This window comes from Achromobacter sp. 18P8.1.1, assembly GCF_057799415.1.
In genome coordinates, this window is the sequence record NZ_JBYOKH010000044.1 from 45,235 (window position 1) to 56,190 (window position 10,956).

At 66.1% G+C, this 10,956-nt stretch carries 9 protein-coding genes; 8 read left to right on the forward strand and 1 reads right to left on the reverse strand.

What is annotated here, in order from left to right; all coding sequences use genetic code 11:
* Positions 1-27: 27 nt before the first annotated feature.
* The 7 genes from rsmB (at position 28) to AC27VE_RS23430 (ending at position 9,479) form a co-directional block, all read left to right on the forward strand.
* On the forward strand, positions 28-1,365 hold the full coding sequence (gene rsmB, locus AC27VE_RS23400) for a 16S rRNA (cytosine(967)-C(5))-methyltransferase RsmB (protein ID WP_488705109.1): 1,338 nt from the start codon (positions 28-30) through the stop codon (positions 1,363-1,365).
* A 39-nt stretch (positions 1,366-1,404) separates the two neighbouring features.
* Complete coding sequence (locus AC27VE_RS23405) at positions 1,405-1,995, forward strand: DUF4390 domain-containing protein (protein ID WP_088588724.1); 591 nt, start codon at positions 1,405-1,407, stop codon at positions 1,993-1,995.
* Positions 1,992-4,307 carry a sensor histidine kinase gene (locus tag AC27VE_RS23410; protein WP_488705110.1) on the forward strand — a complete coding sequence of 772 codons (2,316 nt, stop codon included), beginning with the start codon at positions 1,992-1,994 and terminating at the stop codon, positions 4,305-4,307. Before AC27VE_RS23405 ends, AC27VE_RS23410 begins: the two co-directional genes overlap by 4 nt.
* An 11-nt stretch (positions 4,308-4,318) precedes the next feature.
* A complete protein-coding gene (locus AC27VE_RS23415) occupies positions 4,319-5,011 on the forward strand; it encodes a response regulator (RefSeq protein WP_088588726.1) in 693 nt (230 codons plus the stop codon).
* Positions 5,008-6,387 carry a Trk system potassium transporter TrkA gene (gene trkA / locus AC27VE_RS23420; protein ID WP_088588727.1) on the forward strand — a complete coding sequence of 460 codons (1,380 nt, stop codon included), beginning with the start codon at positions 5,008-5,010 and terminating at the stop codon, positions 6,385-6,387. Before AC27VE_RS23415 ends, trkA begins: the two co-directional genes overlap by 4 nt.
* 53 nt (positions 6,388-6,440) lie before the next feature.
* A complete protein-coding gene (locus AC27VE_RS23425; protein WP_088588728.1) occupies positions 6,441-7,910 on the forward strand; it encodes a TrkH family potassium uptake protein in 1,470 nt (489 codons plus the stop codon).
* A 327-nt stretch (positions 7,911-8,237) separates the two neighbouring features.
* The gene (locus AC27VE_RS23430; protein ID WP_088588729.1) at positions 8,238-9,479 is read left to right on the forward strand and encodes a YbdK family carboxylate-amine ligase; all 1,242 of its coding nucleotides are present in this window, start codon (positions 8,238-8,240) and stop codon (positions 9,477-9,479) included.
* A gap of 24 nt (positions 9,480-9,503) precedes the next feature.
* On the opposite strand, the gene AC27VE_RS23435 is transcribed toward AC27VE_RS23430, so the two are convergent.
* Positions 9,504-10,439: a methyltransferase domain-containing protein gene (locus AC27VE_RS23435; RefSeq protein ID WP_488705111.1), complete on the reverse strand. Its 936-nt coding sequence runs from the start codon at positions 10,437-10,439 to the stop codon at positions 9,504-9,506.
* Between the two features lie 105 nt (positions 10,440-10,544).
* On the opposite strand from AC27VE_RS23435, the gene AC27VE_RS23440 reads away from it, so the two are divergent.
* Positions 10,545-10,956, forward strand: a 412-nt coding sequence (locus AC27VE_RS23440) for a ComFC family protein (protein WP_488705113.1), incomplete at its 3' end; no start/stop codon positions are given.

The following is a 10,956-nucleotide window of genomic DNA, read 5'->3' on the forward strand; positions in this document are numbered from 1 at the left end:
ATCGGTCCTATCCTCTGAATTCCCACCATGTCCACGCGTTCCGACTCCCCCCATCTGGCTCCCCCGCTTTCCTCCGTTCTTCTTTCCAGCGCGGGGGTGGTCGAGGGCGTGCTGGACGGCCGTTCCCTGACGGACGCGCTGACGGACGTGAGTTCCGCCCTGCGCCCGGCCACCCAGGCCGTGTCCTTCCATGCCATGCGTTATCTGGGCTGGGCCGATGCCGTGGGCCGTGAACTGGTCCAGCGCTACCCCAGCGTGCTGTTCGAATCGCTGCTCCTGGTATCCCTGACCTTGCTGAAAGAAGAGGGCGATGCCGCCGCCGCGTTGCCCGGCATGCCGGTGTACGCGCCGCATACGGTCGTGGACCAGGCCGTGACGGCTGCCTCCAATACCCGCGTGCTGGCGTCCTTCAAGGGCATGCTCAACGCCTGCCTGCGCCGCTTCCTGCGCGAGCGCGCGGCGCTGGAAGCCGCGGTGGCCGACAGCCCCGAGGCCCAGTGGAACCATCCTGGCTGGTGGGTCAAGCAGCTGGGCGTGGCCTATCCGCAGCAATGGCGCGAGATCCTGGCCTCGGCCAATGTGCCCGCCCCGCTGACCTTGCGCGTCAACCGCCGCCGCGCCAGCCGCGAACAGGTGCTGGCCGCCTTCCAGGAAGCCGGCCTGTCGGCCGAACCCGTGGGTCAGGCCGGCCTGGTGATGAGCAGCCCCAAGCCGGTGACCCAGTTGCCCGGCTTTGCCGAAGGCTGGTGGTCGGTGCAGGACGCCGGCGCGCAGTTGGCGGCTGAATTGCTGGCGCCGGCCGACGGCATGCGCGTGCTGGACGCCTGCTCGGCGCCTGGCGGCAAGACTGCCCACCTGCTGGAACTGGCCGACATCGATCTGCTGGCCCTGGATGCCGACGGCGAGCGCCTCGAGCGCGTGGAACAGAACCTGGACCGCCTGGGTCTGGCAAGCAATCGCGTCCAGATGAAAGCGGCTGATGCGTCGGACCTGGACGCCTGGTGGGACGGCAAGCCCTTTGATGCCGTGCTGGCGGACGTGCCCTGCACGGCCTCGGGCATCGTGCGCCGCCACCCGGACATTCGCTGGCTGCGCCGCGAAAACGACGTGCGCCGCACCGCCACGCTACAGGCCAAGATTCTGGATTCCCTGTGGCAGACCGTGGCGCCCGGCGGCCGCCTGCTCTATGTGACGTGCTCGGTCTTCCCGATCGAGGGCGCCCGCCAGGCCCTGGAGTTCCTGCAACGCCACCCCGAGGCCCAGCGGCTGGACGCGCCGGGCCAATTGCTGCCAGTTGCGGTCGATGCAACACCGGCAGCCCAACATGACGGGTTTTTCTACGCCTTGTTTGCCAAGCAGTCCTGAATCACCAAGAATAGGGGCATGACGGTGTTTCGGTGTCGTATGTCCATTATTTCGCGTTTATTTCTTGGGTTGTTGCTGGTATCTGCCTTGCTTTCCCTGGTGCCGGGCGGCGAGGTATATGGCGCTGAACCGAAGGTCGTACGGGTCGATCCGGTCGTGCGCAACGGCCGCCTCGAGATCGATGCCGACATCGAATTCGAACTGAACCAGCAGTTGCGGGACGCTGCCCAGCGCGGCGTCCCCTTGTATTTCACGGCCGATCTCACCATGACGCGGGAACGCTGGTGGTGGTTCGACAAGTCCCTGGTGGATACGTCCCGCACGTGGCGGGTCGTCTACAACGCATTGACCCGGCAATGGCGCGCGGGGGTGGGCGAACTGTCCTTCCCGGTGGCGTCGCTGGACGACGCCATGAGCGTCATCCGCCACATCCGCAATTGGCCGGTGGCGGACGCCGGCGAATTCGACGAAGGGGTGCTTTACGGCGGCCAGCTCCGGCTGCGCCTGGACACCTCGCTCTTGCCCCGCCCGTTCCAGGTGAACGCCTTGAATAGCAGCTCGTGGGCGCAGGGGACTCCCTGGATGGACTTCTCGTTCACGCTGAGCGGCAAGGAGAAAGATCCCTCATGAGGCTGTTGCTCCGGCTGGCCCTGATGGTGGGTGCCGTAAGCGGCCTGGCGTTGCTGGGTTTGCTGGCATGGTCCACGGGCAATGCCTCGCGCTTTGCGCGCTACTACGACACATTGCTGGTCCTGAACGGCATATTCGCCCTGGCGCTGTTCATCTGGGTGGTCGCGCTGACGGTGCGGCTGGCGCGCCAGATCCGGCGCCGGCAATTCGGCGCGCGCCTCACGGCGCGGTTTTCGCTGGCTTTCGCCTTGATCGGCGTGGTGCCCGGGGCCCTGATCTACACCGTGTCGGTGCAGTTCATGTCGCGCTCCATCGAATCCTGGTTCAACGTGCGGGTCGATACGGCGTTGGAAGCGGGCCTGAACCTGGGCCGCGCCGCATTGGACTCCCTGCTGGCCGACCTGGACGCCCGCGCGCGCTCCATGGCCATGGAGCTGAACCGCAGCACCGACAGCGGCGTGACGCTGGCCCTGACCCGGCTGCGCGAGACCAATGGCGTGCAAGAGGCCATGGTGTTCACGGGCAGCGGGCGCATGGTGGCGTTTTCCACCAGCCAATATGGCCAGTTGATGCCGGCGATGCCGCCGTCTACCGTCATGAACCAGTTGAGGCTGGCGCGCGGCTATTCCGCGGCCGAAGCCGATGACCCCATTACGGCGGGCGCCGAAGGCGGGCTGCATCTGCGCGTGGTGATTCCGCTGACCGGGCCTGACCGCTACGACAACCTGCTGGGCGCGGCCTCCGAACCGCGCTGGCTGCAACTGCTGCAGCCCGTGCCCGAGCAGATCGCGCACAACGCCAATCTGGTGCAGCAGGGCTTTCGCGACTATCAAGAGCTGGCGCTGTCCCGCCTGGGGCTGCGCAAGCTCTATGGCATTACGCTGACGCTGGCGCTGCTGCTGGCCGCGTTCGGCGCGATCGCGGTGGCGTTGTCCCTGTCCAAGCGGCTGGTGCGGCCGTTGCTGAGCCTGGCCGGCGGCACGCAGGCCGTGGGCGTGGGCGACTACCGGCCGCTGCCCGAACCGCCTGAACGCGACGAAGTCGGCCAACTGACGCGGTCGTTCAACGCCATGACGCGGCAACTGGACGAGGCCCGGCGCATGGTGGAAAGCAACCGCCAGCAGCTGGAACGCTCCAACGTCTATCTGGAAAGCGTGCTGTCCAACCTGTCCTCCGGCGTGTTGGTATTCGACGAGTCGTTCCGCGTCACCACGGTCAACCAGGGCGCCCAGACCATCCTGGGCGTGGACCTGCGTTCGGTGATCGGCCGCCCGCTGGAAACCGTGGACGGCATGCTGGAGTTCGCCAATATCGTGCGCCAGGCGTTTTCCACCCACGCGGCCGTGGGATCGGAGCGCCAGCACTGGCAGCAGCAGTTCGAGATCAGCCCGGCCCAGGGCGACGCGCCCGCCGCGCCGCAGCCGCTGACCCTGCTGGCGCGCGGCACCCACCTGCGAGTGGACGGGCGCGGCAACGGCTATCTGGTGGTGTTCGATGACATCACCGAAGTGATTTCGGCCAACCGGACCGTGGCCTGGGGCGAAGTGGCGCGCCGGCTGGCCCACGAGATCAAGAACCCGCTGACGCCGATCCAGCTGTCTGCCGAACGTCTGGCCATGAAGCTGGAAGGCAAGCTGCAGCCTGCCGAAGCGCAGATCGTCGAGCGCTCCACCAACACCATCGTCAACCAGGTGGCGTCGCTCAAGCAGATGGTGGACGACTTCCGCGAATACGCCCGCACGCCGCCGGCCGTCATGCAGCGCATCGATTTCAACGCGCTGGTGGCCGACGTGCTGTCGCTTTATGGCTGGGAGCCGGAGGGCGGTTCGTCCCGGCTGACCGGCAAGGCGTTGAACCTGGACGTGAACCTGGGGGCGGATTTGCCGGCGATTGAGGGCGATCCCACGCAGCTGCGCCAGGTGATCCACAACCTGATGTCCAACGCCCGCGACGCCATCGCCGAGTTGGGCGGAGAAGGCCGGGTCAGCGTCACGACCCAGCTGATGCGCAGCGAACAGCCCGACCGGGCCGATCAGCAGGCACTGAGATTTACCGTTGCCGACACCGGGCCGGGCTTCCCGCCGCAGGTGATGCAGCGTGCGTTCGAGCCCTACGTAACCACCAAGTCCCACGGGACTGGGTTAGGATTGGCAATCGTACGCAAGATTGTGGAAGAGCATGGCGGACGGATCGACCTTGCCAACCGCAAGGAAGGAGGCGCGCGGATTTCCATCTTGTTGACCCGGTTGGCTCCCGGGGCAGATACTATGGACGCGACCGCGCAAGAAAAGGATAATGCGGCTACGCAATAGGTGGATGCTTTATGGCCAGAATTCTGGTGGTTGACGACGAAGTCGGTATACGCGAGCTTTTGTCGGAGATCCTTTACGACGAAGGACACACGGTCGAATTGGCCGAAAACGCGGCGCAAGCGCGCGCCGCACGCCTTCGCATGCGTCCTGATCTGGTGTTGCTGGACATCTGGATGCCCGACACCGATGGCGTAAGTTTGCTGAAAGAGTGGGGTTCGCAAGGCCTGCTCGACATGCCCGTCATCATGATGAGCGGCCACGCCACCATCGATACGGCGGTCGAGGCCACGCGCATCGGCGCCATGGATTTCCTGGAAAAGCCCATCACGTTGCAACGTCTGCTGAAGACCGTTGCGGCCGGATTGGCGCGCGGGCGCGCCCCGCATCCGGCACCTGCCGCCGCGCATCCGGCCGCCGCCAGCGCTACTGTCGCGCTGGAAGACGAGCTGGATCCCCCGGTCTTGACGGTGGCGCCCGCCAATGAAGTGCCGGTCACGTCCAACGGCCAACTGGGCAGCATTTCGCTGGACCAGCCGCTGCGTGAAGCGCGCGACGAATTCGAGCGCATCTATTTTGAATACCACCTGGTCCGCGAAAGCCACAGCATGACGCGCGTGTCCGAACGCACCGGGCTGGAACGTACTCACCTCTACCGCAAGCTCAAGCAATTGGGCATCGAGTCGGCGCGCAAGCGCAGCACATGAAAATCCTGATCATGGGCGCTGGTCGCGTAGGCACCAGCGTGGCCGAAAACCTGGTGTCCGAAGAAAACGACATCACCGTGGTGGACTCCGATCCCACGCAGCTTCAATATCTGCAAGAACACTTCGACCTGCGCGTCGTCCATGGCGACGGCTCGCAGGTGTCGGTGCTGGAAGCGGCCGGCGCCGCCGACACCGACTTGCTCATTGCCTGTGCGGCCTCCGACACCGCCAATATGGTGGCGTGCAAGATCGCCCGCCAGCTGTTCAACATCCCCCGCCGCATCGCCCGCATCCGTTCGGCCGAGTTCCCGGAACACCCGGAACTGATGAGCGAAGACGGCTTCTGCATCGACGCCCTGATCAGCCCCGAACGCAGCGTCACCACCTATCTGCACAGCCTGATCGAGTTCCCGGAGGCCTTGCAGGTCGTGGAATTCGCCGAAGGCCGCGTTTGCGTCGTGACTGTTCGGGTGGGGCACGGAAGCCCGATGGCGCATTCTCCCGTCGACAAGCTGCGCGACGTATGGCCCGACGTCAAGGCGCGGGTGATCGACGTGCTGCGCGGCGGGCGTCCGCTACGGGCCGGCAGCGGCACGGTCATCGCCCCGGGCGATGAGGTCGTGCTGGTGGTGGATTCGCGCGACGCGCGCCGGGCCGTGCGCCAGCTGCGTGAGGCCGAACGCGCTGTGCGCCGCGTGATGATCGCGGGCGGCGGCAATATCGGCCTGCGCCTGGCGCGCCAGCTGGCCGAAGAAAAGTACAGCGTCCGCATCATCGAACGCGACCTGAAGCGCTGCGAATACCTGGCGACCCAGTTGCCCGACAGCGTGCTGGTCCTGCACGGCAGCGGCACCGACGAAGCCTTGCTGGAACGCGAGAACATCGAAGACATGGACACGTGGCTGGCGCTGACCAGCGACGACGAAGACAACATCATGTCCTCGCTGCTGGCCAAGCGCCTGGGCGCTCGCAAGGTGATCGCGCTGATCAACCGCCAGGCGTATGGCGAATTGATGCAGGGCAGCCATATCGATATCGCCGTGTCGCCGTCGCAGGCGACGATGAGCGAACTGCTGCGCCACGTGCGCCGGGGCGACGTGGCCGCCGTGCATCGCCTGCGCCAGGGCGTGGCCGAGGCGCTGGAAGCTATCGCCCACGGCGACCGCTCGACCTCCAAGGTGGTGGGCCGGCCGGTCGGGCAGATCAGCCTGCCCAAGGGCGCCAGCATCGGCGCGCTGGTCCGCGGCGACGAAATCATCCTGCCGGACGCCGACACCGTGATCGAAACGGACGACCACGTGATCGTCTTCGTGCCCTCGCGCCGGCAGATGCCGCGCGTGGAAAAGCTGTTCCAAGTCTCGGCGTCGTTCTTCTGATGTCCACCCTTTCCCTGCTCCGCCGTGGGCATTGCGCCGCCGGATAGGCTCCCATGAAGCGCGTTCTGGGCACCCTCTATATCCTGGGCCTGACCATGGTGATGTTCGCCCTCACCATGCTGATTCCGCTCATCGTCGCCTATGTCGGCGGCGACGCGGCGCGTGAGGCCTTCCTGAACGGCTTCCTGATTTCGGTGGGCATCGGGGGCGGGCTGGCCGCCTTGACCCGGCGCAGCCGCTGCGAACTGCGCGCGCGCGACGGTTTTGTGCTGGTCTCGGCCGTCTGGGCCGGGCTGCCGCTGCTGGCGGCCATTCCGTTGATGCTGTATTTCCACGGGGCCGGACTGCCGCTGTCTTTCACCGGCGCCTATTTCGAAGCCATGTCGGGGCTGACGACCACCGGCGCCACGGTCCTGACCAATCTGGACGCCTTGCCCGCGTCGATCAACCTGTGGCGCGCCACGCTGATCTGGATCGGCGGCATGGGCATCCTGGTGCTGGCGGTGGCGATTCTGCCCCTGCTGGGGGTGGGCGGCCACCAGGTCGTGCGGGCCGAAACGCCGGGTCCCATGAAAGACGAGCGGCTGACGCCGCGCATCGCCAGCACGGCCAAGGCCCTGTACGCGGTGTATTTCGTGTTTTCGATCCTGTGTTTCCTGGCTTACCGGGCCGTGGGGCTGTCCTGGTTCGAGGCCTGGTGCCACATGGCCACCACGATGGGGCTGGGCGGGTTTTCGACGTGGGACGACGGGTTCGCCCATTTCGACTCGGTGGCCGTGGAGATGGTGGCCATGGTGTTCATGCTGATCGCCGGCATCAACTTCGCCACGCACTTCAACGCGTTCCGCCAGCGCAGCGTGCGCGCCTATTGGCGCTGCCCGGAAGCCGTGCCTTACCTGGTCGTCGTCCTGGGCGTCGGGCTCGTTATTTCGGTGTTCCTGTACGTGAAGGGTGTCTATGGCTCGCCGCTGGAGGCCCTGCGCTACGGCATGTTCAACACCATTTCCATGGCCACCACCACCGGGTATGCCAATACCGACTTTGCGCAGTGGCCCCTGTTCGCGCCGCTGACCATGCTGCTGCTGTCGGGATTCGCGACGTCTGCCGGGTCGACGGGGGGCGGGATCAAGATGATCCGCGCCATCCTGCTGGTCAAACAGGCGAAGAACGAGCTTGTAACAATGTTGCACCCGCATGCGGTCAGTCCGGTGCGCATCAACGGCCGAGCAGTGGAAAGCCGGACCATGTCTTCCGTGCTGGCCTTCATGCTGTTCTACGGGCTCTCTATCGCGGTTTTCACCAGCTTGCTGCTGCTCTCCGGACTGGACCCCATCACGGCGTTCTCGGCCGTTTTCGCCAGCGTCAACAACACCGGGCCAGGCCTGGGACCCGTGGGCCCCATGGGCAACTTCGCGGTGCTGTCCGATTTCCAGATCTGGGTCTGCACCTTTGCCATGCTGATCGGCCGCCTGGAACTCTTAACCGTCCTGGTGCTGTTCACGCCCATTTTCTGGCGCAAATAAGGGCCATCGGGTCGGAAAAATCCTAAGGGATAACCCTAATAAGGGTTATCCCACCCCATCTCGAAAACCGCTTCCCGACTGCCATTGCGGCCGCCATCGGCCCGCAACCCGCGCCGTTTCTATGTTGTAAGCGCTTGCTCACTTCTCTTCAGAGGGCAAAACCGATTGCATCGCGATGTTGCACACAAATGTCACGATTTTCAATCGTTTTGCCACAAACCTGCGGCTATCATGCGTTCACAAGTCGCCGTCTAGTGCCCCCCGGGAAGTTACCGGGCTTCAAGGTCGAACGGCGCGTCCCTCATCAAACATTCAAAGGAGTCCGAGATGGAACAGATCCCGTTCATTTCGTCGGCCCCCAACACCTTGGGCATCGAACTCGAGCTGCAACTGATCGACCCCCGTAGTTTTGATTTGACTGCAGCCTCTGATGAGCTGCTGGCCCAAATGGCCAACCATCCCATTGCCGACCGCGTTAAACCGGAAATCACGCGGTCCATGATCGAACTGAACTCCTCGGTGCATGAGCACCCCATGGGCCTCTTGGCCGAAATGCGCGAGATGCGCGACGCCCTGGTCGAAGCGGCCGACGCAGTCGGCGTATCGGTCGCCGGCGGCGGCGCCCACCCTTTCATGCGCTGGCAAGAGCGCTCCATCTCGGACACCCCGCGCTTCCAGTACCTGGCCGAAATGTACGGTTACCTGGCGCGTCAATTTACGGTTTTCGGCCAACACATCCATTTGGGCGTGAAGAGCGGCGACGATTCCATCAAACTGTTGCGCCGCCTGTCGCCCTATGTGCCGCACTTCATTGCGTTGTCGGCCTCGTCCCCGTATTGCGAAGGCGTCGACACCCTGTTTTCGTGCTCGCGTCTGAACGCGGTGAACAGTTTCCCGCTGGCCGGCCACATGCCGCCCGAGGTCAAGGACTGGTACCAGTTCGAGGCGCACCTGTCGCAGTTGCGCGCCTACGGCCTGGCCGAAAGCATCAAGGACCTGTACTGGGATATTCGCCCGAAGCCGGAGTTCGGCACGGTCGAGATCCGCGTCTGCGATACCCCCTTGACGGTCGAGCGCGCCTGCCAGATCGCGGCCTTCGCACAGGCGCTGGCGGTCTTGCTGATGCGCGAGGATGACCCCAGCGACAACGCCTGGCTGTCCTATCGCAGCAACCACTTCCAGGCTTGCCGTTTCGGCCTGCAGGGCAGCTATGTCACGCCGGAGGGCCAGCGTATGCGCCTGATGGACCATCTGCGCGCCTTGTTCCAGCGGCTGATGCCGGTGGCCGAAGAACTGGGCACGGGCGACATGATCGCCGCGCTGCGCGACGAAGCCATGCGCAGCGGCAACGACGCCCGTTGGCTGCGCAGCCAGTTCCATCGCCTGCGCGATCTGCCGCTGGTGGTGGACGCCATGACGCACGCCTGGCGCGGCGAGGCGGCTGCGGCCGCCCCGGCGGAACCCACGGCGGTGCTGCGCCGGCGCATCCGCGCCAATTCAGAGCCTATGCAGCCGCTGTCGGCCTCTGAACCCGGGGTCAGCGTGCCCCTGCCGGAACGCCTGCACTAAGCGGCTCGCCGCGGGCCCCTGGTTTCAGGGGTTCCCGCGGTGCCGGCCGCCGATCGCGCTGACGGACAGCCGGGTTTCCCCGGCCACCGTGCGGTGTGCAGCGGCGCGCCAGGCGTGGCCGTAGGCCACTTCAATCGTCAATGCAATCAGGCCGTCCGGCCGGCGTTGCGTTTCCAGCGCGGCGCACAGCCGGTCGCGCCAGTCGCGGCCGACCAGTCCGCCGCGGCGTCCCTCGGCGGGGTTGCCGCCCAGCGCACGCACGTCCGCCAGCAGCTTTTCAGGGCTGCGATAGGTCAGGGTCAGCAGTTCCTGGTCCATGACCGGGTCCGCAAAGCCGTTTTCCACCAGCAAGTCGCCAAAGTCATGCATGTCCACGAAGGACGGCGTGGCGGTCACGAGGCCGGCATCGGTCAGGGCCTGGCGCAGTTCGCGCAGGGTGGCCGGCCCCAGACAGGAGAACATCGCCAGTCCGCCCACCTTCAGGATGCGGCGCCATTCGGCCAGCACGGCGTGCGGGGCACGGTGCCAATGCATGGCCAGGTTGGACCACACCAGTTCCAGCGATTCGGGGGCGAGGCCCGTATCCGCCAGGTCTGCATGGATGAAGGCGGGGGCAGCCGGACCGCGGCGGGCCAGCTTGCCGATCCAGGCGCCCAGGCCCGCGGGCGCATGGCGCTTCCTGGCCTGTTCCAGCAGCGGGTCGCAGTTGTCCAGACCGGTGTAGCTGGCATCCGGATAGCGCTCGCGCAGCAGCGGCAGGTTGTCGCCCGCGCCACAGCCCGCGTCCAGCATCGCCTGAGGCTGCACGCGGATGTATTGCAGGCGGCCGAGCATGCGGCGGGCCACTTCCCCATAGAGGAATTGCGCGTCGGACAAGTCGCCGCGGCGGGCGAACTGCCGGGGCACGTCGGCGCTGACGAGGGGAAGGGAGGGAAGCGGTGCGGATTCTGGCAGGGACATTTCGGTCGCGCCCGCGTCTTCGCCGCGGGGCGGAACATGATTTCATGAGGGATGGCACACATTATTGCGCATCCCGGCGGCCGGGTCCGATTGTCCCTACAGGGCATGGGGCGGCGGCTGTGGTCCCAGATCGGCTGCGATTGCCCGCTATGCGGCGCGCGGGTGGCGGGCGCGCGGCTATGCCGCGGCTGCGAAGGTGACATCACTGCCACGCCGGGGGAGCGGCCCCGGTGCTTCCGCTGCGGGCTGAGGCTGCCCGCCACCGCGTCGGCTTGTCCGGCCTGCCTGGGTACGCCACGGGCGTATGGGCGGACGATGGCCGCCTTCGATTACACGCCGCCTGCCGACGCCCTGATCCAGATGCTGAAGACCCGTCTGCGCCTGAGCATGGCGCCTGTTTTGGCGCGTTTGTTGGCCGCCGCGATCCGGCGCGAAGGGGAGCTGCCCGCCGGCGTCCTGCTGGTGCCGGTGCCCGCCAGCCGCGCGTCGCTACGGCTGCGGGGCATGAACCCGGCAG

Coding starts and splice junctions, on each gene's coding strand:
- rsmB (WP_488705109.1), top strand. CDS start 28: ATGTCCACGCGTTCCGACTCCCCCCATCTGGCTCCCCCGCTTTCCTCC.
- AC27VE_RS23405 (WP_088588724.1), top strand. CDS start 1,405: ATGTCCATTATTTCGCGTTTATTTCTTGGGTTGTTGCTGGTATCTGCC.
- AC27VE_RS23410 (WP_488705110.1), top strand. CDS start 1,992: ATGAGGCTGTTGCTCCGGCTGGCCCTGATGGTGGGTGCCGTAAGCGGC.
- AC27VE_RS23415 (WP_088588726.1), top strand. CDS start 4,319: ATGGCCAGAATTCTGGTGGTTGACGACGAAGTCGGTATACGCGAGCTT.
- trkA (WP_088588727.1), top strand. CDS start 5,008: ATGAAAATCCTGATCATGGGCGCTGGTCGCGTAGGCACCAGCGTGGCC.
- AC27VE_RS23425 (WP_088588728.1), top strand. CDS start 6,441: ATGAAGCGCGTTCTGGGCACCCTCTATATCCTGGGCCTGACCATGGTG.
- AC27VE_RS23430 (WP_088588729.1), top strand. CDS start 8,238: ATGGAACAGATCCCGTTCATTTCGTCGGCCCCCAACACCTTGGGCATC.
- AC27VE_RS23435 (WP_488705111.1), bottom strand. CDS start 10,439: ATGTCCCTGCCAGAATCCGCACCGCTTCCCTCCCTTCCCCTCGTCAGC.